19 protein-coding genes and 1 other RNA gene are annotated in these 24,856 nt (G+C 67.5%); 9 read left to right on the top strand and 11 right to left on the bottom strand.

Going from position 1 to position 24,856, the window contains the following annotated elements:
* Positions 1-165: 165 nt before the first annotated feature.
* Together QRM60_RS08985 and QRM60_RS08980 are read right to left on the bottom strand one after the other, a co-directional pair.
* Positions 166-888 (bottom strand): YceI family protein, encoded by a 723-nt coding sequence (locus QRM60_RS08985; RefSeq protein WP_012437248.1) that lies wholly within the window; start codon positions 886-888, stop codon positions 166-168.
* A gap of 90 nt (positions 889-978) precedes the next feature.
* Positions 979-1,569: a malonic semialdehyde reductase gene (locus QRM60_RS08980; protein ID WP_011038689.1), complete on the bottom strand. Its 591-nt coding sequence runs from the start codon at positions 1,567-1,569 to the stop codon at positions 979-981.
* A gap of 135 nt (positions 1,570-1,704) precedes the next feature.
* On the opposite strand from QRM60_RS08980, the gene QRM60_RS08975 reads away from it, so the two are divergent.
* The 7 genes from QRM60_RS08975 (at position 1,705) to QRM60_RS08945 (ending at position 7,559) form a co-directional block, all read left to right on the top strand.
* The gene (locus QRM60_RS08975; RefSeq protein WP_285446010.1) at positions 1,705-2,649 is read left to right on the top strand and encodes a mitochondrial fission ELM1 family protein; all 945 of its coding nucleotides are present in this window, start codon (positions 1,705-1,707) and stop codon (positions 2,647-2,649) included.
* Between the two features lie 46 nt (positions 2,650-2,695).
* On the top strand, positions 2,696-3,556 hold the full coding sequence (locus QRM60_RS08970) for a DUF2145 domain-containing protein (RefSeq protein ID WP_285446009.1): 861 nt from the start codon (positions 2,696-2,698) through the stop codon (positions 3,554-3,556).
* Positions 3,553-4,056 carry a hypothetical protein gene (locus QRM60_RS08965; protein ID WP_011269490.1) on the top strand — a complete coding sequence of 168 codons (504 nt, stop codon included), beginning with the start codon at positions 3,553-3,555 and terminating at the stop codon, positions 4,054-4,056. The genes QRM60_RS08970 and QRM60_RS08965 overlap by 4 nt, the downstream gene beginning before the upstream one ends.
* A 228-nt stretch (positions 4,057-4,284) precedes the next feature.
* Positions 4,285-4,842: a VUT family protein gene (locus tag QRM60_RS08960; RefSeq protein ID WP_042597233.1), complete on the top strand. Its 558-nt coding sequence runs from the start codon at positions 4,285-4,287 to the stop codon at positions 4,840-4,842.
* A gap of 800 nt (positions 4,843-5,642) precedes the next feature.
* Complete coding sequence (locus QRM60_RS08955; RefSeq protein WP_285446008.1) at positions 5,643-6,671, top strand: alpha/beta hydrolase; 1,029 nt, start codon at positions 5,643-5,645, stop codon at positions 6,669-6,671.
* A gap of 273 nt (positions 6,672-6,944) precedes the next feature.
* A complete protein-coding gene (locus QRM60_RS08950) occupies positions 6,945-7,319 on the top strand; it encodes a cyclophilin-like fold protein (protein WP_285446007.1) in 375 nt (124 codons plus the stop codon).
* Positions 7,320-7,485: 166 nt separating this feature from the next.
* Positions 7,486-7,559, top strand: a non-coding RNA gene (locus tag QRM60_RS08945) — sX9 sRNA.
* Positions 7,560-7,563: 4 nt separating this feature from the next.
* On the opposite strand, the gene glnE is transcribed toward QRM60_RS08945, so the two are convergent.
* From glnE to QRM60_RS08910, 7 genes are all read right to left on the bottom strand, one after another.
* Entirely contained in the window at positions 7,564-10,386 is a 2,823-nt protein-coding gene (gene glnE, locus QRM60_RS08940) for a bifunctional [glutamate--ammonia ligase]-adenylyl-L-tyrosine phosphorylase/[glutamate--ammonia-ligase] adenylyltransferase (RefSeq protein ID WP_285446006.1), read from the bottom strand.
* Between the two features lie 189 nt (positions 10,387-10,575).
* The gene (locus tag QRM60_RS08935) at positions 10,576-10,926 is read right to left on the bottom strand and encodes a DUF3325 domain-containing protein (RefSeq protein WP_161962822.1); all 351 of its coding nucleotides are present in this window, start codon (positions 10,924-10,926) and stop codon (positions 10,576-10,578) included.
* Positions 10,923-11,243, bottom strand: coding sequence for a DUF3649 domain-containing protein (locus QRM60_RS08930; protein ID WP_115556871.1), 321 nt, complete (start codon positions 11,241-11,243; stop codon positions 10,923-10,925). The genes QRM60_RS08935 and QRM60_RS08930 overlap by 4 nt, the downstream gene beginning before the upstream one ends.
* Positions 11,240-12,838, bottom strand: coding sequence for a PepSY-associated TM helix domain-containing protein (locus QRM60_RS08925; protein ID WP_285446005.1), 1,599 nt, complete (start codon positions 12,836-12,838; stop codon positions 11,240-11,242). Before QRM60_RS08925 ends, QRM60_RS08930 begins: the two co-directional genes overlap by 4 nt.
* Positions 12,839-12,893: 55 nt before the next feature.
* Positions 12,894-15,422, bottom strand: coding sequence for a TonB-dependent receptor (locus QRM60_RS08920; protein ID WP_285446004.1), 2,529 nt, complete (start codon positions 15,420-15,422; stop codon positions 12,894-12,896).
* 533 nt (positions 15,423-15,955) lie between these two features.
* Entirely contained in the window at positions 15,956-16,981 is a 1,026-nt protein-coding gene (locus tag QRM60_RS08915; protein ID WP_285446003.1) for a FecR family protein, read from the bottom strand.
* Between the two features lie 12 nt (positions 16,982-16,993).
* Entirely contained in the window at positions 16,994-17,503 is a 510-nt protein-coding gene (locus tag QRM60_RS08910) for a sigma-70 family RNA polymerase sigma factor (RefSeq protein WP_014509154.1), read from the bottom strand.
* Between the two features lie 482 nt (positions 17,504-17,985).
* Between QRM60_RS08910 and QRM60_RS08905 the strand changes: the two genes are divergently transcribed.
* Entirely contained in the window at positions 17,986-18,504 is a 519-nt protein-coding gene (locus QRM60_RS08905) for a hypothetical protein (protein WP_285446002.1), read from the top strand.
* On the top strand, positions 18,504-19,421 hold the full coding sequence (locus QRM60_RS08900; RefSeq protein WP_285446035.1) for an SMP-30/gluconolactonase/LRE family protein: 918 nt from the start codon (positions 18,504-18,506) through the stop codon (positions 19,419-19,421). The genes QRM60_RS08905 and QRM60_RS08900 overlap by 1 nt, the downstream gene beginning before the upstream one ends.
* A gap of 210 nt (positions 19,422-19,631) precedes the next feature.
* On the opposite strand, the gene QRM60_RS08895 is transcribed toward QRM60_RS08900, so the two are convergent.
* Both QRM60_RS08895 and QRM60_RS08890 read right to left on the bottom strand, forming a co-directional pair.
* A complete protein-coding gene (locus tag QRM60_RS08895) occupies positions 19,632-22,088 on the bottom strand; it encodes a hypothetical protein (protein WP_285446001.1) in 2,457 nt (818 codons plus the stop codon).
* Between the two features lie 577 nt (positions 22,089-22,665).
* Entirely contained in the window at positions 22,666-24,843 is a 2,178-nt protein-coding gene (locus QRM60_RS08890; protein ID WP_285446000.1) for a hypothetical protein, read from the bottom strand.
* Positions 24,844-24,856: the final 13 nt, after the last annotated feature.

The raw sequence follows: 24,856 nt of genomic DNA, 5'->3' as shown, positions 1-24,856 counted from the left end.
CTCGCGGCCAAGGCCGCTCCTACACGAGCTGAGCGGTTGTGGGCCCACCGCATCCCTGCATGGCGCCGGCCACGCGCATAAACAAAAAGCCCGCCAATTGGCGGGCTTTTTGTGTTCCACACATTGGTGCGATTGCGCGCACCGGTGCGTCGGCAGCGTGACGAATTACTTCGCGGCGGCGTCGCCGGCCTTGGCCTGCAGGGCCTCGGTGGTGATGCGGATCTTGACCTCGTCGCTGACATTCGGCGCGTACTGGCCCACGCCGAAATCGCTGCGCTTGATCGTGGTGGTGGCGTCGAAACCAGCGGCCGGCACCTTCTTCATCGGGTGCTCGCCGGCACCGTTGAGGGTGACGTCCAGCACGACCGGCTTGGTCTGGTCCTTGATGGTCAGATCGCCGGTGACGGTCAGCTTGTTGGTGCCGGCCGACTCGACCTTGGTGCTCTTGAAGGTGGCGCTCGGGAACTTGGCCGCGTCGAAGAAATCACCGCTCTTCAGGTGTTCGTCGAACTTGGCGGTGAAGCTGTTCAAGCCGGACAGCGGCAGGGTCACCTGCACGGTCGACTTGGTCACGTCGGCGGCGTCGTACACCAGGGTGCCGTCGACATTGCCGAAGTGCGCGGTGGGGTTGGAGAAGCCGAAGTGGCTCCACTGCGCCAGCACGTCGGTGTGGGTGGGGTCCAGCGTGTAGGTGCCGGAGGCCACCTGCACGGCCGGCGCGGTCGACGCATCGGCAGCCGGTGCGGGCGCAGCAGCGGCGGCATCGGCCGGGGCGGTGGCGGCCGGGGTTTCGGCAGCCGGCGCGGCGGCGTTGTCAGCCGGCTTCGAGCAGGCGGCGATGGCCAGGGTCAGGGCGAGCGGCAGCAACAGCTTATGGGTGGTCTTCATTGAAACTCCTTGAGATGGGTGAGCGCGCCGAGGCGACGCGATGGGACAGGGGCAGACGGACGAGGACTGCGGGAAACAGCGACCGCGCGCTTAAGCGATGCGTGCGGCTTCGTCGAAACTCAGGCGCGGCAGGCGCGGGAACAGCCCGGCCGGGTCACCGTACCCGAGATTGACCAGAAAGTTGGATTTAATCGGCGTGCCGGCAAAGAACGCGGCGTCCACCTTGGCATTGTCGAAGCCGGACATCGGGCCGGCATCCAGGCCCAGCGCACGCGCGGCCAGGATCAGGTACGCGCCCTGCAGCGAGCTGTTGCGGAATGCGGACTCGGTGCGCGCCGTACGCGGGCCGTCGAACCAGCTCTTGGCATCGGCATGCGGGAACAGGTACGGCAGCTTCTCGTGGAAGTCTTCGTCAAACCCAATGATCGCCGTCACCGGTGCGGCCAGGGTTTTGGCGGCGTTGCCCTCGGACAATGCGGGCTTGAGCTTTTCCTTGCCCTCGGCGGTGGTCACGAACACGAACCGCGCCGGCGAGCCGTTGGCCGCGGTGGGGCCCCACTTGACCAGGTCATAGAGCTCGCGCAACAGGTCTTCGCTGACCGGCGTATCGAGGAAGGCGTTTTGCGTGCGGGCGGTGCGAAACAGCTGATCCAGCGCGGCAGCGTTGAGCAGGTCGGACATGGAGACTCCGGGAGACAGTGGGATGGCGACAGTAGGGTGCAGCAACGGCGCCAGTGTGAAGACCCGCAGTGTAGAGTGGTGCGATTGCTGGAACACACGCTCAATCTGAAACAAATCTATGTCGGATCTGAAACGATGGCAGTGACCTGGGCGGTGAGCGACGGGCGCGCCGGCAATGCCCGCCAGGCCGAAGCGCTGGCCCGCGCCCTGCACCCCGACACCGTGCATGCACTGCATCTGCAGGCCAGAGCGCCCTGGCGCTGGGCCGCGCCGCGGCGCCTGCCGGGCGCCAGCGCGGCCTTCGGGCCGGCATTTGCCGCGCAACTGCAACACCCGCCCGGCCTGGTGATTGGCTGCGGACGCCAGGCGGCGTTGGCCACGCGTCTGCTGCGCGCCCGCGGCAGCGTGGCGGTGCAGATCCTGGACCCGCGCCTCGACCGGCGCCAGTGGGACCTGGTGGTGGTGCCCGAGCACGATGCACTGCGTGGCGAGAACGTGCTCACCCTGCTTGGCAGCCTGCATCCGGTGGACGACGCCTGGCTGGCCGCCGGGCGCGCGGCATTCCCCGCAGTGGGCAGGTTGCCGGGCCCACGTGTGGCGCTGTTGATCGGCGGGCCCACCGCGCAGGTGCCGTGGACACTGCAGGCGTTGGCGGCGCAGTGCAATGCCGTGCAGGCGCAGGTGCGCGCCGCAGGCGGCAGCCTGTTGATCACCGCCTCGCGCCGCACGCCGCCGGAGGTGGTTGCGCTATTGCGCATCCTGCAGCAGGGCAACCCCGGCCTGCTGTGGTGCGACGCGCGCGATGGCGCCAACCCGTATGCCGGCCTGCTGGGCTGGGCGGACGCGATCGTGGCCAGCGCCGATTCGGTCAACCTGCTCTCCGAAGCCTGCGCCACACCCGTGCCGGTGGTGGCGGCCTGTGCGGAATTCGCGCGCGGCCGTGTCGGCGCCTATGTGCAGGCACTGCAGCAGCGCCAGCGCCTGTGCGCAGCTAATGAAGTTTTGGCTACCACGGCCGCTATGCCGGTACGCGAAACCGAACGGATTGCGGCGCAGGTGCGTATGCGCCTGGGCTTATGACCGCGCCGACAGCAACGCCATGACCGCACAAGGAAGATGCCCCCAGATGCAGCGCTCTCACGGACACCGCATGCGCTACGCAACGGCGATCATGCTGTTCCTTGCCACCCTACCTGCGATCGGTGCGCCGACCTGCATCCCGCACTACCCGACACCGGCCACGCTGGCGGCCATGTTCGACCTGGCCCGGTCCACGCAGCAGGCGCTGGACAGGCTGGACGGTGCACGCGTCGTCCTGTTGGCACGCGGTGGCCAGGACTTGAGCCGGTATGGGCTGAAACATAGTCATCTCGCCTTCGCACTGCGCGAGGACGATGGCAACTGGCGCGTCACGCACCTGCTCAATCACTGCAAATCCGACACCTCCGAGCTCTATCGCGAAGGGCTGAGCAATTTCATCGGCGAAAGCGCGCTGCATGCGGATCTGCGCGTCGGCGCGCCCTCGCCTGAGGTGCAACAAACGCTGCAGCGCTTGTTGCAGGATCCCGGTACCCTGGCGCACGCCCTGCACACGCCGCGCTACAGCATGATCGCCTACCCGTTTTCTACCGATTACCAGAACTCCAATCAGTGGGTGCTGGAGGTACTGGCCGCCGCGCTTGCGCAATCCGACCCACAGACCACAGCGGTGGCGGCGCCAGTTGTGAATCGCCGTAGCGCGCAGGCCTGGCTCAAGCATGCCGATTACCAACCCACCCGCCTGCATCTCGATCTGAGTAAACGCATTGGGGCCCGTTTCTTTGTGGCCAATGCGGCAGTGAGCGACCATCCGGCCAGCGAACGCATCTCCGGCAATTACTCGGTGATCACGGTCGAGTCGGTGTTCGACTTCCTGCAACAGCGCAAGGCGCTGCTGCAGGAGTTCTCCATTCCACGCAGCGCTGCCGCGCACGGAGCATCTCCATGACCTCATCCTTCCGATCCGTCAGCCTCGTGGCGCTGCTGGCGCTCAGCGCCGGCCAGCCGATGCAGGCGCAGGCCGGCCTGACCACCATCACCCGTGGCGACGCGTCTGCGATGTCGGCCATTCTGGTGATCTCCGCGCCGTACTTCGTGTCGTTGGCGCTGACGCACAGCGCAGTAGCGGGCTCGGAGGCGCTCACCCACGCGTCGAACAAGGCATCCGCCGGGCCGTTGCCGCCAATGCGCGTGACATCGGTAGGCCCCACGCCCGACGGCGGCAGCGAGGTCCAGCTCCAGGATCCTGCGCAAGCTGCCAACACCGCATTGCTACGTTGGCCTGTCCGCAATGACGCACCGGCGGCAGGGTTCCGCGTTGGCGAGACGGTGACCTTCCAGCCAAGCCCAGCCGGTGCGGGCTGGACCGTGCAATCGGCGCAGGGCGAGGCGCTGGCATTCGTGCCGACTGCGGAATCGGCTGCACAGAACAGCAGCCAGGCCTGGTAACACGGCCCTGGCGAATAACCACCTGTGAGCCTGCAACAGCACATCGCACGCATTGCCTGCTGCAGCTGATCGCTTTGTGTTGGCTGTTTCGCGCCCTTCTTTCGCGCGAGCGTGCCTCAGTCCGTGATGGCCGCTGTCAGCACATCGAAGTCTGAGCAGAAGCCGCAGTAGCCCATACCCGGCGACGCACGGATAATTAGCGCCGCCCACGACTGCTGTTGTCCCGCCATGCCTGCCGCCCCTGCTCCCACCTTCGCACCGCTCACCGTTCGCGCCCTGTTGGGGGCGGTCTCGGCCATGGGCGCCGTGGTGCTGCTGTCCAACATCCTGGTGCAGTACCCGATCAACGACTGGCTGACCTGGGGCGCATTCTCGTATCCGTTGGCGTTTCTGGTGAGCAACCTGATCAATCGGCGCTTCGGCCCGCGTGCGGCGCGCACGGTGGCCTGGTGCGGATTTGCGCTGGCGGTGCTGTTATCGATCTGGCTGGCCACACCGCGCATTGCCGCCGCATCGTGCACGGCCTTCATCGCCGCGCAGTTGCTGGACATCACTGTATTCGACCGGCTGCGTCATGGCCGCTGGTGGCGCGCGCCGATCGTGGCGACCACCTGCAGTGCCACCCTGGATACCGCCATCTTCTGGAGCATCGCCTTTGCCGGCGCCGCGCTGCCCTGGCTGAGTTGGGCGGCGGGCGACCTGGCCGTGAAACTGGGCATGGGCGTGTTTCTGCTCGGCCCATTCCGCGCCTTGCTCTGGCGTGGTGTCCCGCACGCCAATCCATGATTGCGCACGAGCAGCCTGCTTGTACGAGCGCAGCCGCGCGCCTGTGCACTGCATGCAACAAGGCTGATCGCTGAGCGTCCAAGCGCGGGCGGGCCGGTAAGTTTTTTTGGAGTGCTGTCGGCGTGTCACATGCATCCGCCACACCCGCACCGCGGCGGGCACATTCAAGTTCCTTGTCATAGCGACACGCGGCAACGGCCAGTTGGGCGGTATGTAGATGCACTGCTGCCACCGCAGCTCTCACGTCTACCGTTGCGTTGCGATGATGCCCATCAAGCAAAGCGGACCGACGCTGTTGTACTGCTTGAGCCGGGCACTGCCTCACCACGCGCGCTCCATTCCCGCTTGTGAGCGTCGCTAGCATTGCGACGCCACTCGACAGCACAGGTGGGGTAGCGATCACTCGCCGCTCATCGCCATGCACACCACTCATGAAACGCCCACATGAAGGCATGCACGTAGCGGTAATGCTCCCGCGCACTGGCTGACCTACAGTAGGCCACCGCGAGATGCAGCAGTGCAGCAGCAATCACATTAGCCACGGCCAATTTGTCGCAGGTAGCGAACATGCAAATGCCGCCATGCGGTCACGTGTCGCTTTGCGCAGTCAATCGCGGAATCACCGCCGTCAGTGCAGCGCGGTCATTGGCAAGGCAGCACTGCGCAAGTGCGAAGCGATGCAACGCAATAACAGCGTCTGTCGCAAACGCACTACCGCAGCACCCAATCCATCCACCAGCAAGCGCAGTGCAACCACCGAGCCGGTGTGCTGTGGCGCGCGCCCTCCATGAGAACCCACCATGCAACTGCGCCTTCTTGTTCTGCTGCTCTTGCTGATCTCACTCACTGTCTTCGGAGCAGATATGTCCCACGACGCCAATAATTTCTACACCAGCGACAAGGTGACCCTGCAGCAGGTCACCTTCAAGAACCAGTACCAGATGACCGTGGCCGGCACGCTGTTCGTGCCCAAAGGCCTGGACACCGGCAAGCGCCATCCGGCCATTGTGGTCGGGCACCCGATGGGTGCGACCAAGGAGCAGAGCGCCAACCTCTACGCCACCAAACTTGCCGAGCAGGGCTTTGTGACGTTGTCGCTGGACCTGTCGTTCTGGGGCACAAGCGAGGGCCAGCCACGCAATGCGGTGTCGCCGGATATTTATGCGGAAGACTTCAGCGCAGCGGTGGACTTCCTGGGCACGCAGGCATTCGTGGACAGCACGCAGATCGGTGCGCTGGGCATCTGCGGCAGTGGCAGCTTCGTGATCAGCGCAGCCAAGATCGACCCACGCATGCGCGCCATTGCCACGGTGAGCATGTACGACATGGGCGCGGCCAACCGCAACGGGCTGCGCCATGGGCTCAGCCTGGAACAACGCAAGCAGATCATTGCCGCAGCTGCCAAGCAGCGCGCGGCCGAATTCGGCGGCGGGCCAGTGGAGTACACCGGCGGCACGGTGCTGGCGCTGACGAAGGACTCCAACCCGATCGAACGCGAGTTCTATGATTTCTACCGAACGCCACGTGGCCAGTACACCCCACAAGGCCAATCGCCCGAGCACACCACGCGCCCGACGCTGACCAGCAACGTCAAGTTCATGAACTTCTACCCGTTCAACGATATCGCCACCATCTCGCCACGGCCGATGCTGTTCATTTCCGGCGAAAACGCGCATTCAATCGAGTTCAGCGAAGAAGCGTACCGCCTGGCCGGCGAGCCCAAGCAACTGGTGATCGTGCCCAACGCCGGCCACGTGGACCTGTATGACCGCGTCGCGCTGATCCCGTTCGACACGCTGACTGCGTTCTTCCGCAAGAATCTGCAGTAAGCGCCACGCCATGGCGCGGTGCATGGCGATGTGTTGGCACGCACAGCGCGGGCGGAGACGCAGGTTCATGGCGTAACAAGTCCAGGCCGCGCCTACCTGACGGCAGCACATGTGGTGTGTGAATTACCTAAACGTTCGAGGGCAACACCAATGCCAACGCTTCGCACGCACACGTGCCTGCGTACCCTGCTGCTGGGGTGCGCCTTTCTGGTCACCGCATGTTCGGCGGCCACGCCACCGGCAGCCACCCACCCACAGACATCGGAGCGCACCATGCGCATCACCCTCACTATTGGCAGCGATGTCGTAGCGGCGGAGTTGGTCGACAACTCGGCCACCCGCGCCCTGTTGGCACAGTTGCCGATGAAGCTCGACTTCGAAGACTTCCATGCCACCGAGAAGATCAGTTACCTGCCGAAGAAACTCGACCTGTCCGAGGTGGGCCCGGCTGGCAAGGCGCAGGCGGGCGACCTGATGTATTACGTGCCATGGGGCAATCTGGCGGTGTTCTACCGCGGCTATACGCCGTCGCGTGATCTGGTCCGGCTGGGGCGCATCGTCGCCAATCCGCAGGCCCTGACACGCTCGGCCAGCTTCACCGCCACCGTCGAGCGTGCCGCACCTGCGGCACCCGCATCGCGACCCTGACATGTAAATCGCACGGAAGTGCGAGGCACGCGGGCTGCGTGCATTGCATCAGCGACCACGCGCCTGCTCGACGGCCTCTAACCCCACGCCCCTGGCACACCGTTAGAGCAGCTATCAAAACGACTGCGCCGCCGCCAGGCGGGCGCGGCCGGTGCTCGGAATCGGCATGTACTCCCGTACACTCCGGCCCTCCGCGCCGTCCGCACCCACCTGACGGTTGCTCGCTACGTTTTGTTAGCCGCTCTTAGTCCCGCGGTGCGTCGCGCCCGCGTGGAAATGCCAGGCCTTGCGCTTGCGCACAGTCGAAGATGGTGCGCGTGGCGTCCTGGATGGCCGCAGTTGGCGTGATCAGGCGCGGCCGCCGGTCCAGCGTGCAGGCCAGGCCAGCGTCCACCAATGTGGCATGCGCGCCGTGCAATCGCTGCGCGGCATCGGCGGCCAGCCACTGTGCCTGCGCCAGGGCATCGATCAAGGCCGGCGTGTCGCAGGCCTGCAGCAGTGCCGGATGCTGCGCGGCTTGGCCGAGCACGCCGGCCTGCAGCAGGAATTCCAGGTCGACCAGACCGCCGGCCCCCTGCTTGAGATCCAGACGCCCGGCGTCGCTGCGGTCCAGCTCCGCACGCATGCGCGCACGCATCTTGCACACATCGGCCAGCAGCAACGCGGTGTCGCGCACACGCGCCAAGGTCTCCTGCCGCACCTGCGCAAATGCGGCGCACAGCGCCTGATCACCGGCCACCGCCCGCGCGCGCACCAGCGCCTGGTGTTCCCAGGTCCAGGCACGCTCGCGCTGGTACTCGCGGTAGCTGGCCAACGACGACACCAACGCGCCCTTGCCACCATCAGGGCGCAAGCGCACGTCGATGTCGTAGAGCCGGCCGGCGCCGGTTTCGGCACCCAGCAACGCCATCACCTTTTGCGCAAGGCGCGCAAACCAGCGCCCGGATTCGAGCGGGCGCGCGCCATCGGAGGCTTCCACCGCGCGCGGGTGATCGTAGAGAAACACCAGATCCAGGTCCGAGCCGAAGCCCAGTTCCATCCCACCCAGGCTGCCATACCCGATGATGGCGAACGCACCACCCGGTACCTGCCCATGCGCGGCCTGCAATTGCGTCTGCGCCAGCTGCAGCACCGTCTGCACCACCGCTTCGGCCAACCAGGCGAGTTGGCGGGTGCTCTCCACCGCCTGCTGGCGCCCATCCAGCGTGGCCAGTGCGATGCGAAAACTCAGCGCGAGCCGGCGCTCGTTGAGTTCGCGCAGCGCCGCTTCCGGGTCGTCGATCTGCAGCGTGTCCACGCACGCGGCATGCAGTGCCGCGCGATCCGGCAATGGCCCTGCAATGCGGGTGTCGAGCAGTTCGTCCAGCAGCAGCGGATACGCGGCCAGGCGCTCGGCCAGCAAGGCACTGCGCGAGAGCACATCGACCAGGCGAGCCAGCGCGCTGGGTTGCTCGTCGAGCAGCGCCAGGTAGCTGGTGCGGCGCAGCGTGGCCTGTAGCAGGCCAAGCACGCGCCGCAACGCGGCGTCTGGCTGGGTCGCGCGGATCGCCGCATGCAGCAGCGCCGGCATCACCCGGTCCAGCCGCGTGCGTGCACCATCGGAGAGCGCGCGCACGCCGGAGGACTGTGCGAAATCGGCCAGCATGTGATGCGCGTTGCCGGGATCGTGCAGGCCGATGCCCAGCAACGGCGCCGCATCGCCCTCGGGCAGCGCGCGCCAGTAATCTGCCAGCGTATCGGGCGCGGTAGCGTGCACACGCGGTGCCAGCAACTCGGCAAATTCCGCCGCCACCCGCGTGCGGTGCGGTGCCAACGCCTCCAGCAACGCCTGCCAGTGCGCATAGCCCAGACCGAGCGCGATGCGTTCGCGCTCCGGCTCGCCCTGCGGCAAGGCATGCGTCTGTGCATCGCGCAGCATCTGCAGGCGGTTCTCCACCCGGCGCAGGAAGCGGTAGGCCTCGGCCAGTGCCTGACCGGTGGGTGGATCGATCTGCCCGAGGTCCACCAGCGCCTGCAAGGCCGGCAACAAACGCCGCTCGCGCAAGCTGGCTTCGCGCCCACCACGGATGAGCTGCAGCGATTGCGCCAGGAACTCGATCTCACGGATGCCGCCCGGCCCGCGCTTGATGTCGTCCAGGCGTGCATGGCGCGCCACTTCGGCGGTGATCGCGGCCTTCATGTCGCGCAGCCCGTCGAGCGCAGTGAAATCCAGGTAGCGGCGATACACGAACGGGCGCAGCGTTTCCAGCCACGCCTCGCCGGCGGCGATGTCGCCGGCCACCGCGCGTGCCTTCAACCAGGCATAGCGCTCCCAGTCGCGGCCTTCGCGCTGGAAGTACTGGTCCATGCCGTTGAACGACAACGCCACCCGCCCAGCACTGCCAAACGGGCGCAGGCGCAGATCCACGCGATGGCTGAAGCCATCGGCGGTGGTTTCGTCGAGCAGCTTGGCCAGCTGTTGGCCCAGCCGCGCGAAATATTCTTCGGCTGCCAACGGGCGCGCGCCATCGGACTGCCCGGCCTGCGGATACGCATAGACCAGATCCACGTCGGAGGAAAAATTCAGTTCGCCACCGCCGAGCTTGCCCAGCCCGAACACCACCAGCCGCTGCACGCTGCCGTCTTCGGCAATCACCTGCCCATGGCGGGTGGCGAATTGCTGTTCCAGTGCCTGCAGCGCGCATTGCAGGCAGGTTTCCGCCAACGTGGTAGCACCGGCCAGGGTGGCGTCCACCTCGTCCAGGCCGAGCACGTCGCGCCAGACCAGGCGCGCGGAGGCGGCTGCGCGGTAACGGCGCAGTTGTGCGGCCCACTCCTGCGGCTGCGCCGGGTCCAGGCGTGGCACCGGCAGCGGCGGCGGGTCTGGCTGTGCCAGGTGGGCGAGCAGCGCAGGTTGGCGCGCGAGCGTATCGACCACGAAGTCGCTGGCCAGCGCTACGCGTGCCAGCGGGTGCTCAACACCTTCGGGCCACGGCGCATCGGCAGGCAGGGCGTGGCGGACGCGCGCCACGGCCCGCTCGATCAGAGCGGCCAGCGCAGGAGAGGCAGACGGAATGGGCTGTGACATGGCCCGATTCTGGCATCCCTGCCGGGTAGCACCATGTGCAGATGCGCTGCCGCGCGTGCGCCGCCACCGCCGTGCACAGTGGGAGCGCACGCGTGCGCGAACGCGTTACCGGCACTGCCAAGCTCGCGCGCAAGCGCGCCTACCATGGCAATGACGCACCCGCATACGCATCTACACGTTGCGCTCGCGCTAGCCGAGCCCCAGCACTGCGCCGGCCGCAGCCACGCCGCCCAGGCATCCCACCGTCACTGCCACCCAGGCGCTGCGGCGCGGTGCATATGCCAGCCCCAGCGCCACCCACAAGGCCCCGGCGCTCGCCATGCCCAGCCAGAGCACCGCGCCTGCACTGCCGCCCCAGGCGCGCACGCATACGCCCAGTGCGCTCAGCAGCAGGCACGCACCGAGCACGCGCAACTGCCAGCGCTGCGCACGCGGTGCAGTGCGCTGGCCGGTGAGTTGTTCGTAATGGCGATGCATCGCTACGCAAATCGCCATCATGCCGGCGTGGCACAGCGCCAACGCGGTAAGCGAGGCGATCATGCCGGCCATGCACTGCCCCGCAGCACCCAGTCGATGCCTGCCAGCACCGCCAGCGCGACGAGCATCCACCGCCACATCCGCCACGCGCTGCGCGCACGGAACATCCACATCGCCAGCAGCGTGTAGACCACGAAACTCAGCAGCGTGGTCACCAGCACCGCAACCACCGGCGGCATGCCTGCCACGCGGGCCAGCAGTTGCGCGGCCACGCCGCTGCCACTGGCGGTGAGCGCATAGCCGCCCATGCTGGCCGCCAGCACGCGCCCGGCGACGGCGCCGCGGTAACGCCATGGCGATGCCTGTGGCGATTGACTCATGCACCGGGCTCCGCTGTCTGCGTGCGCCGCGCCGCACGCACGGGTGGCGGCGCACTGACGCGCTGCTGCACGCGATACGCGGCATAGGCAACGCTCACACCGAAGCCCAGGGCGGTGAGTTCCACCGCGGCGCGCTGCAGGTCGCCATCGAGCAGATAGCGCCCCACATGCTGACCGGTGCTGGCCGCGTTGAGCAGTGGCAGGCCAATGCACAACGCGGCGGTGATACCCAATTGCTCCACCCAGGCACGCAGCGGTGGGCGCAGCAGGCCATGCAGCAACGTGCCGGCCCACACCCACAGAAACACCCGGATTTCCGTCTGCGCACGCGCCTCCAGCTCTGCCGGCAGCAAGCGGTTGGCATAGAAGTACGCAATGCAGGCCAGCGCGGTGCCGGCCAGCGCGGCCACGTTGCACGCTTCCACCACCCGATAGATGCCTGCCGTGGCAGCGCCGAATTCCTGCTCGCTGCGGCGCCGGCGCTTGACGGTGAACAACACCGTGCCGGTGGCGATCATCGCGGTACCGGCCAGGCCACAGACGAAGTACAGCCACTTGGCGGTCCAGCCGCCAAACCCGGCCACATGCAAGGTCTTGATCGTCGCCTCCACATCGGCGGCTTGCAGCGGCGTGTGCGCCGCAACCGCATGCCGCTCCAGTAGCGCGCCACTGCCGGTATCGAACACCACGCTGGCCGGTGGATTGAGCAACTGCCGCGAGTGCGCGGTGTCGGCAACACGCGCAATCACGCGCAGCGTGCCACCGGGCTGGTCCGGGCGTTGGATGACCAACGTTTGCGCAGGCTGACCATTGAGCGCTGCGGCGCGCTGCACAAGATCGGGCAGATAGGTGTGCATCCGCTCGTGCCGGGTTGGCTGGGCCGCTGGTGCCGCGGCGGCAGGCGACAACGCCGCCTCGTACCGGGCGTAGGCGTCTTCGTCCTGTCCATATAACGCGTGCAGCGGGGCGGAGAGATAGCTGGTGGAGAAATACGCCAGCCCGGTGTAGACGATCATCAACAGGAACGGCAGCGTGAGCACGGCGGTGGCGTTGTGCGCATCCAGCCACGAGCGCTGCCCCTTGCCCGGACGGAAGGTGAAAAAGTCCAAGAAGATGCGCTTGTGCACCACCACGCCGGACACCAACGCAATCAGCCCGCACATCGACACCCAGCCCACCAGCCAGTAGCCGGGGATGCCGCCCTGCAAGGTGTAGTGGAAGCTCATGAAATGCCGCCCGCCCTCGGTCTGGCGGCCCCACGGCGTGGGCAGGACTTCGCCGGTGATGGGGCTCAGCGTGGCCTGGCCGGCGCCAGCGGGGCCACGCCAGACCACATCCAGGGTGTCGCCCGGCTGCACCGGCAAACTGACGCGCCACAACGTGGCCTGCGCCGCCTGTTGGCGCAGGTGCGCCAGCGCGCGTGGCACCAGCTGTGCCTGGGCCAGTGGCGCATGCGTGGCGGCGCCGGGCAGCGCCGGCCTGGCCTGCATCCAGCTGGTGATCGGATCGCGGAACACGCTGAGCGTGCCGGTGAGGAAGATCGCGCACAGCAGCCAGCCACAGGTGAGGCCGCACCAGGTGTGCAGCCACGCCATGCTTTGCCGAAAGCCCTCCCTCATGCGGCCATCGCCCCGTGCATGCAGCGGCGCATCACAGCGCGCCGCGCAGGGTCACCATCACGTTGCGCGGTTCACCGTAATAGCGGCCATTCACGAAGCTCGACAAGGTGCTGTAGTAGCGCTTGTCGAACACGTTGTTGAAGTTCACCGCCAGCGACCACTGCCGGTTCACCTGGTAACGCGCCAGCGCATTCCACACCGCGCGCCCGGGAATATCTGCAGTGGCCGCGCCGATCTGCCGATACGCCGCACTCTGCGCGCTCACGCCGCCCCCCACGGTGACGTCCTGCAACACGCCCGGCAGCCGGTAGGTGGTCCACACCCGCAGCAGGTGCTTGGGCGTGTAGCTGTTGAAGGTCTGGCCCTGGCTGCTGACATCCTGCAGATAGGTGGTGCGGTTGAAGGTGTAGCCGGCGAACAGGTTCCAGTCGCGCAGCACTTCGCCACTGACTTCCGCATCGAAGCCGCGGCTGCGCACCTTGCCGGTGTCGATGTAGCAGAAGTCGTTGTTGCGGCAGGTCGGGCTGGTGCTCAGGTCGGCCTGCGCGCGGTTCTTCTGCTCCACCTGGAACAGCGCAAAGGCGGTATTGATGCGTCCGTCCAGCCACTCGCCCTTGAGCCCCAGCTCGTAGTTGGCGCCGGTCATGGGCTTGAGCATTTCGCCGGCTTCGTTCTGCGCGTTCTGCGGCTGGAAAATGTCCGCATAGCTGGCATACGCCGACCAGGTGGGCGTGAGCGCGTACAGCAGGCCGGCATACGGGGTGACCTGCCCGGTTTCGCGGGTGTGTTCGATCGACTGCGAGGGCGACAGCCCGGTGGTGGTGGTGTTCCATTTGGTGTCGTGCCAGCTCACGCGTGCGCCCACGATCGCCTTCAGCGGGTCGGTCAGCTGCCAGCGTAACGCGCTGTACAGACCAAGCTCGCGCGAGGTGCCGTGACGCGCCTCGCGCGCACTGGCAAAGATTTCCTCATCGCTGATTGCACGCACGTTGCGTTGCAGCGAGAACACGTTGAAGGTCTGAAAGTTGTTCTTGTTGCCGTAGACCGTATCCACCGTGGTTTCGGCGTAATTGCTGCCTAACACCAACTCGTGGCGCCGCCCGAGCGCGTTGAAATGCCCAATCACATTGGCATCGACGCCGGCCACGTCCGCTTCAGAAATGGTGCGCGCCGCCAGCAGGGCGCCGGTGCCGTTGGCCGGGTTGATCGCGCGGCTGGAGCTGGCGTACTTGAGGTTGTGCCGCTCATGCACCTGCACCGCGCTGAGCTTGAACACCCAATCGGCGTTGAAGCGATGGTCCAGGTCCAGGTACAGGCCGCGATTGGACGAGGATTGCCGGTTCCACTGCGCGCCCAGGTTGGTGCTGCGCGGCAGGCCGATATCGCGGCCGTCGGTGTAACTCGGCAGGCCGCCGAAAAATGGTCGGCCTTCGACTTCTTCGTAGCTTGCCGCCAGGCTGACCTGCGTCTGCGGCGAGACGCTGTAATCCAGCGTGCCGTAATAGGTGGGCGTACGCCGCTCCACACCATCGACGAACGAGTGCTGGTCCTGGTAGTCGATCACGCCGCGCGCGCGCAAGGCACCATCGTCGGTGAGGTTGGCGCTGGCATCCAGCAAGGAGCCATAGCGGTCCCAGGAGCCGGCCTGCAGCATCACGCTCACGCCGGGCACGTCCAGCGGGCGCTTGCGCACCAGGTTCACCGCACCGCTGGGGTTGCCGGCGCCCTGCAGCAGGCCGGCGGCGCCGCGCAGTACTTCGGCACGGTCGTAGATGCCCATGTTGGCGCTGTAGTTGCTGGCGCGGCCATACATGCCGCGATTGAGCGGCACGCCGTCGTACTGCACGGTGGTGATGTCGAAACCGCGCGCATAAATGTATTTGCCGCCTTGCGGGCTCTGCACGATGGTGATGCCGGTGGTGCTGGCCAGCGCGTCGTAGACCGAGGTGATGTTCTGCTCGTCCATCAGTTGGCGGGTGACCACGCTGATCGACTGCGGGATGTCCTTCAGGCGCTGCTCGCCACGGCCGATGCTGACCGCGCGCGCGGTATAGCTGCCGGTGCCGCTGGTGGCGGCGCGGCGTTCGGCCTGCGCGGTGACTTTCACCGTCGGCAGCAGCCAGGCATCCACTTCGCCCTGGCTGGTCACCGCCGCAGGTGCCGGGCGCAACACGTAGCCGCCGGTCTGCAGTGGCACGGCCTGCAACCCACTGCCGGCCAGCACCGCAGTGAGTGCGCCGGCCGCGGTGTAGTCGCCGTCCAGCCCGGCGGTGGTGCGCCCATCGGTCTGCGCAGCGGTAAAGCTCAGCAGCAGGTTGGCCGAGCCGGCCAGGCTGCGCAGGGCCGGTGCCAGTGGCCCGGCCGGGATGCTGTAGCGCTGCCGGGCCGCGGACGCGGTTTGGGCATCCTGCGCGGCGGCAGCGGGACTGGTGGCCAGCACCGTCAGGCCGCACAGGGCCAGCGCAATCGCGATGGTGATGGGCCTGGGCAGTGCAGCGCGCGGCAGTGAGAGGTGCAGCGAAACAGCGTGGTGGCCGCGGCGGCGGTCGGAGATGGACATGGGGTTCCCGCAATCTAAGGTGGCGTCGCACTGACACCGTCATCAAGGAGGTGCCACGAGCGCGCCGATCGGGCAGACGATCTCGCAACTTTTTTTCGGGACTTGCGGCGGCGGTGTCTGCCGGGCGTCCGCAGACGCGGGCCGGACTGGCTGATGACCGCAGCGCGCGGTCGTCGGACAGAGGTGTCTTACGCGAGCACCCGCGGATGGCGCGTCGGGAACTTGGGGCGCATACCGACTCGCCGACACCACGGCGTTGCGTGTCTGGCAGCCGCACCGGCGGCCCGACCAGCCCGGCGATGCGCGCCTCGCCCATCAGAGTGCCCGCCCAGTTCTATTCAGCGCTGCGCCGCGTACGGCACGATCTGCGGGCGCCGCAGCGCGATCGCCGCGCTTGGATCCGCGAAAAAACCTAGTGAGCAATCGTCAGCAGGTGCGGGCGGCGCAGAGGAACTGGAGTGTCCGTAGGACCATAGGGTTTCGAGCAACGGCCGCACCCGCCTCGCAGCTACGCAGTCGTTCGATCGCTGCGCCTAACCGGCCGCCTGGATGCTCACCCAGTAGCGGCTGCGCTGGCGCACCCGCACCGGCAACACGCTGGGCAACATGGCCAGAATGCGGTCGGTATCGTCCAGCGGAAACACCCCGGAGACGCGCAAGCCGGCCACCGCCGGGTCGCAGCGCAGCAGCCCGGGGCGGTAGCGCTCCAGCTCGGCCACGAACGCATCCAGCCGCAACTCGTCGGCAATCAACTGGCCGCGCTCCCAGGCGGTGGCCTGCGCATCGGCCGGCCCGGGCGCCTGCAGGAACGCGGCATTGAACACGCATTGCTGGCCGGCCTGCACGCGGCGCGCGGCGTGAGTGGCATCACGCGGGCGGATCTCCACCGCGCTCTCCAGCACCGTGACCCGGCTCTGCGCCTGGTCCTGGCGTACGCAAAAGCGCGTGCCCAGCGCGCGGACATCGCCGTGCACGGTACGCACCAGCAGCGGGCGCGGGTCCTGCGCGGCGCCCAGCGCGTGCGCGGTCACCACCATGATCTCGCCGGCCACCAGATCCAGCAGGCGCTGGTGCGTATCGAAGCGCACATCCACCGCGCTGCGCGTGTTGAGGGTCAGGCGGGTGCCGTCGTCCAGCTGCAGTACCCGGCGCTGCCCGGTGGCGGTGGCGTAGTCGGCGGTTGCCTGTTGCCAGCGCTGGGTGCGGGTGGCCAGCAGCCCGGTGGCGCCGGCCAACCCGCCCCACAACACCAGGTTGAGCGCCTTGCGTCGGCCCGGCGAGGCGGGGCGCTTGCCGTCGGCATACGGCGACAGGCTGCGGTACGCCGCCTGCGGTGCCAGGGTCTTCAGTCGCCCGGTCACCGCTTCCAGATGCGCCCAGGCCCGCGCGTGGTCCGGATGCGCGGCGCGCCAGTGTTCCCAGTCACGCAATTGCGCCGCGCTGGCGGTGCCGGACATCAGCACCGTCAGCCACTCGGCGGCCTGGTCGGCCACCTCAGCGCTGATCGGCTGCCCGCCGGCCAGGGGCGTGCGCGGCGTGCTGGCGTTGCTCGCAGACATCGGTGCCACCACTCAGGCCGACAGCGCGAACAGGCATTGCCGGTTGGCGCGCGTGAGGTATTGCTTGACCGAGCTGCTGGACACCCCCAGGCGCTGCGCGATCTGCGCGTAGCTAAGCTCGTGCAGGTGCGCCAGCAGGAAGGCCTCCTTCACTTTCGGCGGCAGGCCGTCCAGCGCCTGGTCCAGCTGCTGCACCGCCTCCAGCGCCAGCAGGTGCAACTCCGGCGAAGGCGCCAGCTCTTCCGGCAACGCGGCCAGCATCTCCAGGTAGCTGGCCTCCAGCAGCTTGCGCCGCTGGCGGTGCGCCATCAGCCGCCGCGCGATGGTGGCCAGGAACGGCCGCGGCTCGCGGATCTGGTCGGCCGCGCCGGCATCGATCACGCTGATGAAGGTGTCCTGGGCCAGGTCGGCCGCCACGCACCCGTCGCCCAGCTTGCGCCGCAACCAGCCCTGCAGCCAGCCGTGGTGGTCGGTGTACAGGCGCTCCACCTGCTGCTGAAGCGCGACTTGCGTGGCCGACACGATGACCTCCTGGACGCCGGACCCGGGCAGGGTGCACCCGGGATTAAATGAGAATTGATCTCATTCTAACGGATGCAGCGCCGTGTTGCAGACGCGACCGGGTCTGCACTGCTCCGGCGGGCAGCGTGCTTTGGCTGCGGCGGAGGTCAGTTGCCGCTCGCGGAATTCCTGGAATGGCAGTCGTCCGTGGATGGACAGCGATACACGGCGGCAATCGCAGGACGTGCCTCTCGCGCTCACGCGCTCACGCGCCAGACATTGCAGCTGAAGCTGCGCTCGCGACCGACGCGCCTGCCCGAACTGCGCGCGAAGGCATGCCGTGCTGATGTCATCGCCATCGTCAGCAAGACCCCGTCCACCTGCCAGCAAGGTCGCATGCAACGTCAACAGTCGCCCTATGCACCGGTTCGACCTTTTACGCCTCGCAGACAACGCCCTGACAAACGCCATGCTGCACTGCGGTTTTCGCACGAGGTCACCGTATGTCGCCCACCCTGTTGCCCGCCGCGGCCCTGCCCTCGCAGGTCGCGCTGCATAACGACGGTACCGATCCCGCCCTGCCGCCCAGCCTGCCGTTCCTGCACCTGTGGACCGGGCCGGACGGGCTGAGCCGGCTCAACACCTCGCAGTTGGCCGGCTTCCAGAGCAAGAGCGTAGGCGGTGGCGCCGCGCCGCAGTGGCTGCGGCCGTTTCCCGGCGAGGTGGTGGGCGTGCAGTTTGCGGTGCTGCCGGTGGGCTGGGTCGGCGACTGGCACGAAAGCCCGCACCCGCAGTGGGTGATCCCGCTGCGCGGGCGCTGGTTTATCGAAACCGGCGACGGCACGCGCGTGGAAATGGGCCCCGGCGATATCCATTTCGGCCAGGACCAGGGCACCACCGACGCACGCGGCCACCGCTCCGGCCAACTGGGCGACACGCCCTGCCTGCAGATGATGGTGCAATTTGCGCACTCCCCCGGTGTGGCGGCAGCGCATCCGTTCGATGAAACAGCGGCGCCATGATGGACAGCCATTGCCGCGTCCGCCCGGCCGGCCCGGCCGTTCCCGCCGACTGCGACCCGCCCCGCACCACGCACGCCGCGCTGGCCGCACGGTTGGGCGATGCGCGCCTGCTCACCCTCTACGACCAGGCCACCTGGAGCGAAGGCCCGGCTTGGTGGGAGGCCCAGCGCACGCTGGTGTGGAGCGACCTGGTTGGCCGCCGCGTGCTGGGGTGGCGGGAAGACGGCACCGTGGATGTGCTGCTGGATGCCACCGCCTTCACCAATGGCAACGCGGTGGATGCGCAGCAGCGCCTGGTGCACTGCGAACACGGCCGGCGCGCCATCACCCGCAGCGATGCCGATGGCCAGGCCCACCTGCTGGTGGGCCGTTATGCCGGCAAGCGGCTCAACTCGCCCAATGACCTGATCGTGGCGCGCGATGGCGCGATCTGGTTCACCGACCCGCCGTTCGGCTTGCGCAAACCCAGCCAGGGCTGCCCGGCCGATCCGGAGCTCGCCCACCACAGCGTGTACCGGCTGCCGCCGGACGGCGGCCCGCTGCAGCGCATGGCCGACCTGGACCACCCAAACGGGCTGGCGTTCTCGCCCGACGAGCAGACCTTGTACGTCTCGCAAACCCCGGAGCAGGGACACGGCAGCGTGGAAATCACCGCGTTTGACTGGCGCGATGGCGCGCTGCACGACCGCCGCCACTTCGCCAGCGTCCCGGACGGGCTGCCGGATGGCTTCTGTGTGGATCGCGGCGGCTGGCTATGGAGCAGCTCCGGCACCCGCGTGTGCGTATTCGACAGCGACGGGCAACTGCTCGGGCACATCCCCACGCCGGGCACCGCCTCCAACTGCACCTTCGACCAGGCACAGCAGCGGCTGTTCATCACCGGCGGGCCGTGTCTATGGATGCTGCCGCTGCCCTGAGCATGTGCGCAGACGCGCGGCGTAGACTGTTCAGGCAATAAAAAAGCCCGCTTGCAGCGAACTGCCAGCGGGCTTTGCTCCCTCCCCCACGTCGGGATGCAGGATCATAGTGCGCGCCTGTTCGGCGACTTGCACGCTGCACTGCAAAACAATACCCGGCAGTACAGAACTAGAGTTTTTCCTTCACATCGGACTCGCCACGTGCGGGCCTCAGCGCAACAGATCCGGCTGCGCGCGATACCACTCGGCAGCGCGTAGCAGATGCCATTCGGGCGTGTCGTTGCGCAAGCCCACCGCCGCACTCAATACACCCCAGCGCGCCAACAGGCTGCCGCTGCGTTGCGTGCCACGCAGACGCAAACGTGCATCCACCTGATAACGCGCGTTGTGCGCCTGCAAGCGATCCACGATCACTTCATCGCCCTGCCAATGCACGCGCGCGGCGAGCTGCGCCTGGCCGGCATCCACCAGCCGCACCATCCAGTTGGGCAACGACCGATCGCGTGCATAGATGGCCATCAAGAACGCCAGGTCACGCACGTCGATGCGCACGCGTCCATCCACACCCACTGGCGCATGCCAGTGCATGTGCGTGTCATCCAGTACGATGCGCGCCCACCAGCCATCGCGTCGCTGTCCATCGGGGCCGGTGAAACCGACATTGCGCAGGTTGATCTGGCTGGCATCAAGGCGGAAATTTTCTGCACGCAGATCGCCGCGTTGCAGTCGCAGGTTTGCATCCACATCGCCGCGCAACGCGAGCCCGGCAAACTGCAGGCGTGCCGCCCGCGCGGCGATGCGCAAACCGCCCTTGCCGATACGTCCACCCGGCTCGATCTGCAGATCGCCACTGAGCGCACCGCTGCCCCCATCGAACCGCAGCTGCTGTTGCGGCAGGTAGCGGTTGTAGGCGCGCAAGTCCGGCACACGCGCATTGGTGAACACCAGATGCGCGCGGGTGGTGTCGCGCAAGCTGGCCAGGGTGCGTGCGTCGGCACGGGTCTGCAGGTCCAGGCGCAGATCGCGCCCTTGCACGAACGGGCGCGCCAGTGCCGTGCGGTGGGCGATTGAAAACTGCTGCATGCGCAGTGCCAGCGAGGGCAGCAGATGGCCGGCGGCATCGGCCTCCACGCGCAGGTCGGCGCTGGCCTGGCCTTCGATGGCGTGCTCCATCACGCCCACGCGCGCGGTGACGCGCGGCACCTGCAATCGGCTGCCGGCGGCCAGCTGTCCGCGCACGATGCGCAGGTCTGCATCCACCAGGCCGTCGCCTTCCAGCGTCAGCCAGTCCACGCCGGGAAACAGTGCCGGAATCCAGCTGAGCGAGGCGAGCTGCCAATGCATGCGCGCGTGCCCGGACGTCCGCGGCAACAGGTTGCGCGGCGCCTGCAGTGGCAATCGCCGGCCCTGCACGCGCAGGTCCGCATCCAACGTCAGGCCGGCATCGGCCGGCTCGGGCATGCTGACGCGCAGGCGCATGTCTTGATCCACCTGCAACTGCGCGGCCAGCTCGCCCAGCAATGCGTTTGGTGTGCGGGTACCGTCGTGCAACGGCGTCCGCCATTGCAGGTGGCTCCCCGGATGCAGTTCACCGCGCGCCCAGCGCAGCTCGCCATCGGCACGGCCTTGCCCGGCTCGCGTCTTCAGCCTGGTTTTTCCTTGCGCATCGCGTGTCACTTCCAGCGCGGCGGTATCGCCACGCACACCGATCAGCGCGTCGGTGAGTTGCAACACCGCCAACCCGCGTGCCTGCGCCGCGGTATGCCGGGCAATGCTGGTTTCCACCCGTAACTGGCCGTTACGCAGCAATTCGGTGCCGGCCCAGTGCAGCGTGGCGTGCTCGAACACCGCGCGCGATGGAAACACTTCGATCGGCCCGCCGCGCAGTTGCTTGAACAGGCCAAATTGCAGCTGCCCGTCACCGGCGACTTGTAACTGGCGAAGTGCCAGCGCCTGCACCTGCTCGGCGACGATGCGATCGAACTGCAACGTCCACGCGGGGGTTTGACTGCGGGTGGAGCGTGCTGCTGACTGCGTGGTTGCCGTGGTGGATGCGGTGGGTGCGGTGGGTGCCTGGTCGGCTGAGATGGCGGATGCATTCGCTGCATTCGCTGCATTGGCTGCATTGGCTGCATTGGCTGCAGCAGGATTGGCTGGCATCCCATCGGCTGGCGAAGTGCGTGGCGTAGAGGCGCCGTTTGTAGCTGCCGCTGTAGCTGCGGCGCTAGATGCAGTTGCGCTTGCAGTTGCCGACGAAGCCGCAGGCGCGGGAGATGCCACAGCAGCGCCAGGCTGGTCGGACGCATGCAAGCCGCCGCGCACACCCTGCGCATGCAGCTCCGGCACCAACAGTTGGCGATGCAACAGCGGCAGCAAGCGCACCTGGCCATGCAGGCGGTCCGCACTCGCCTCCCAACGGCTGCGCGTCGTGCGGCCGTGCAAGCTGACGTCCCACAAGGTCAGGCGGCCCGGCCACCAGGTCATCCCCGCGCGCCACTGCATGGCGAAGCGGTCCGGCGTGCGATTGAGCGCGGCAGTGCCCAGCGGCGTGTTGAGGAACAGATTGCCGAGCAGCAGGTACGCGGCGTACAGCGCCACCACCGCAAGCACCGACCAACGCACGGCGCGGGGCACGGCACGCCAACGGGCGCGGACAGGCATCGTCATGACGGCAAGCTCCTGAAGACCGCGCAGGCGGCACAGTGCAGTGTGCCAAGCCAGGCGTGATTGTCACGCGCAGCGGTGCGCGTCGCGATTGGTGTGATCGGGGATTGCCAGCCTATGCGGCGATCCCATCGATCACAGCATCTCGTAGGAGCGCACCTGGGCGCGACAGGCATTACCGGGAAATCCTTGTCGCGCCCAGGTGCGCTCCTACGTGGCTATCCGCCTCACCCAGACGCGGTGTATGCGCACCGATGACAAAAGACCACTACACGTCCGGTTTCCCGCGAGTTCCGTCAGCCGAGCAACCCGTAGGAGCGCACCGGGAGCGCGACGGGGCGTTACTAGGGAATCCTCATTGCGCCCGGGTGCGCGCCTACGTGGTTATTCGCGTCACTAACGCTGTGTAAGCATGCCGATGACGACAGACCGCGACAAACGTGGTTTCCCACGAACTACATGCATTGGTAGTTGCTCCCGCATATCCGCTCAGCCGCAGCAGACCGTAGGAACCCACCCGGGCGCAACGTAGCGTTACTGGTAGATCCCCTAGCGCCCAGGTGCGCTCCTACGCACACGCTCACTTCTTCTTGGCCATCGGCGGCAGCAAGGACGAGCGCCCCTCGTACCACTCGCGTGCGCCGGCCAAATGCCATTGGCGCTGTTGCCCATCGAGCTCGATGCCTGCACCAAGCACGCCCCAGCGCAGATACAGGTCGCCCCGCTTGTAATCATCGTCAATTGCCAGGCGCGCGCGTAGCGACAGGCGTGCGTTCTCCGCGTGCAGGTCGTCCACCACTACCTGCTGCTTGCGCCAGCGCAGCCGGCCGGTGGCGTCGAGCTGGCCGGCATCGAGCAGGCCCAGCACCCAGCGCGGGTAATCAGCGCGTTGTGCGAACACCGACAGCAGCGGCGCGGCATCGCGCATGCGCACTGCCGCATCGGCATCCACCTGGAAGGGCGCGGTGGCCTGAATCGTGCCGGCCGGCACCTCCACCTCGCCCCACCAGGCGGCGTCGGTGGCGGCATCGCCCACGCGCATGTTGCGCAAGCGAATGTGCGTGCCACTCAGGTCGAAGAACTTGGCCTTGAAGTCGGCACGCCGCAGGGTCGCCTGCAATTGCGCATCGCCGCGCATCTGGATGCCGGCGATGGACAGGTGCGCGCCCTGCCCGCGCAGATCCGCATGGCCGTTGCCCACGTCACCGGCCGCATTGAGCGCCACGTCGCCACTCAGCCGGCCGCTGCCACCCAACAAGCGCACGGTCTTGCCGGAAAGATAGCGGTTGTAGACGGTGAGGTCCGGCACGCGCGCATCGCTGAAACGCAGCTGCGCCTTCATTGTCTCGCGCAGCCGCGCCAACTCCGCATCGCCCTGCATGGCCAATTGCAGGTCGCGGCCGTCCAGCAGCACCTGCCGTGGCGCATCGCTGGGCGTGGCCCTGAACGTGGGGATACCCACATCCAGATGCGCCTGCGGCGTGGCGGCATCGTCGATGTGCCCGTGTGCCTTGGCAACACCGGCCAGGCGGGTGCCCGCCACCTGTGCCACCGCTTCCACCCGCGGGATATCCAGCGTGCTGCCACTGGCCAGCCGCCCCTGCGCCAGGCGCAGATCCGCCTCGACCAGGCCACCGCCTTCCAGCTGGAACCACGGCTTGCGCACGAACAACTCGGCGATCCAGTTCAGCGACTCAAACTTCCAGCGGCCGCGTACCTGCCCGGACAGGCGCGGCAGCAGTTGCGCCGGTGCGGCGAACGGAATGCTGCGGCCGGCGATGCGCAGATCGGCATCCAGTTCGCTGCCGGTGTCCGCATCGCGCGGCAGCCGCGCCTGCACGCGGATGTCCTGCGCTACATCCAGCTGCAGCGCGAGCATGCCGCGATCGGTAGCACCCACACCGGCCAGCAACGGCAGCCGCCACACCGCACGGCTACCCGGCTTCAAGGCCCCGTTTTCCAGCGTGATATCGGCCTCCACGCGTGCGGCGGAGGGGCCGCTACTGATGTCCACGTGCGGCGCGCCGGTGTCGATCTTCAACGCCACCGTGCTGGCGTTGAGCTTCAGGCGTGCACGGGTGATGCCGAGCTTGCGCAGGCCCGGCGCCTGGTCGCGGTAATGGCGGGGGAACTGGAACTGCGCGTCCAGTTGCGCGCCGTTGAACACCTGCACGCCGTCGTAGCTGACCACCGCATCGGTAAAGCCCGCTTCGGAAGGAAACAACTCCGACGGCCCGCCCTTGAGCTGTTTGAGAAAACCCACCGTGCCATGGCCGTGCCCGGCGATGAGCAGCTTGCCCAGACGTGCACTGCGGATGCTGGTGCTGCTGATCGCATCGAAGCGCAGCGTCCAGCCGCGGTTGCCGCGCGGCGGCGGCGGGATGGCCTTTTCGGCGGTTTCAACCTCGGCACTGAGGCCGGACGCATGCAGCCACGGCAGCCGCACCTCGCGCCGGAACAACGGCAGCAGCGCGATGCGCGCATGCGCGCGGTCGGCATGGAAGACGTAAACGGTCCGGTTGGCCTGCCCGCGCATGCGCACGTTCCAGGCCATCACCTGCCCCGGAAACACCGTGATTGCCGGGCCGGTCTGCATGGTGAACTTGTGCGGCTGCCGGTTGGTGGTGGCATCGAACAGCGGCGTGTTGAGAAAGATGTTGCCTGCCAGCAGATACAGCACGTACAGCCCCAGCAATACGACCACTGCAATGCGCCATGGCCGGGGCCAGCGCTGGAAGCGATCGCGAAGAGAGGGCATGGGTGCACAGTGT

It is taken from the genome of Xanthomonas sp. fls2-241-TYG-148, from assembly GCF_030208815.1.
GTDB lineage: Bacteria > Pseudomonadota > Gammaproteobacteria > Xanthomonadales > Xanthomonadaceae > Xanthomonas > Xanthomonas campestris.
Note: the sequence above shows the minus strand (reverse complement) of the source record. Positions and strands in the feature narration are given on the sequence as shown.

Coding starts and splice junctions, on each gene's coding strand:
- glnE (WP_285446006.1), bottom strand. CDS start 10,386: ATGTCACAGCCCATTCCGTCTGCCTCTCCTGCGCTGGCCGCTCTGATC.
- QRM60_RS08915 (WP_285446003.1), bottom strand. CDS start 16,981: ATGTCTGCGAGCAACGCCAGCACGCCGCGCACGCCCCTGGCCGGCGGG.
- QRM60_RS08905 (WP_285446002.1), top strand. CDS start 17,986: ATGTCGCCCACCCTGTTGCCCGCCGCGGCCCTGCCCTCGCAGGTCGCG.
- QRM60_RS08930 (WP_115556871.1), bottom strand. CDS start 11,243: ATGAGTCAATCGCCACAGGCATCGCCATGGCGTTACCGCGGCGCCGTC.
- QRM60_RS08955 (WP_285446008.1), top strand. CDS start 5,643: ATGCAACTGCGCCTTCTTGTTCTGCTGCTCTTGCTGATCTCACTCACT.
- QRM60_RS08965 (WP_011269490.1), top strand. CDS start 3,553: ATGACCTCATCCTTCCGATCCGTCAGCCTCGTGGCGCTGCTGGCGCTC.
- QRM60_RS08950 (WP_285446007.1), top strand. CDS start 6,945: ATGCGCATCACCCTCACTATTGGCAGCGATGTCGTAGCGGCGGAGTTG.
- QRM60_RS08925 (WP_285446005.1), bottom strand. CDS start 12,838: ATGGCGTGGCTGCACACCTGGTGCGGCCTCACCTGTGGCTGGCTGCTG.
- QRM60_RS08970 (WP_285446009.1), top strand. CDS start 2,696: ATGCAGCGCTCTCACGGACACCGCATGCGCTACGCAACGGCGATCATG.
- QRM60_RS08935 (WP_161962822.1), bottom strand. CDS start 10,926: ATGATCGCCTCGCTTACCGCGTTGGCGCTGTGCCACGCCGGCATGATG.
- QRM60_RS08890 (WP_285446000.1), bottom strand. CDS start 24,843: ATGCCCTCTCTTCGCGATCGCTTCCAGCGCTGGCCCCGGCCATGGCGC.
- QRM60_RS08920 (WP_285446004.1), bottom strand. CDS start 15,422: ATGTCCATCTCCGACCGCCGCCGCGGCCACCACGCTGTTTCGCTGCAC.
- QRM60_RS08975 (WP_285446010.1), top strand. CDS start 1,705: ATGGCAGTGACCTGGGCGGTGAGCGACGGGCGCGCCGGCAATGCCCGC.
- QRM60_RS08980 (WP_011038689.1), bottom strand. CDS start 1,569: ATGTCCGACCTGCTCAACGCTGCCGCGCTGGATCAGCTGTTTCGCACC.
- QRM60_RS08985 (WP_012437248.1), bottom strand. CDS start 888: ATGAAGACCACCCATAAGCTGTTGCTGCCGCTCGCCCTGACCCTGGCC.
- QRM60_RS08895 (WP_285446001.1), bottom strand. CDS start 22,088: ATGACGATGCCTGTCCGCGCCCGTTGGCGTGCCGTGCCCCGCGCCGTG.
- QRM60_RS08900 (WP_285446035.1), top strand. CDS start 18,504: ATGGACAGCCATTGCCGCGTCCGCCCGGCCGGCCCGGCCGTTCCCGCC.
- QRM60_RS08960 (WP_042597233.1), top strand. CDS start 4,285: ATGCCTGCCGCCCCTGCTCCCACCTTCGCACCGCTCACCGTTCGCGCC.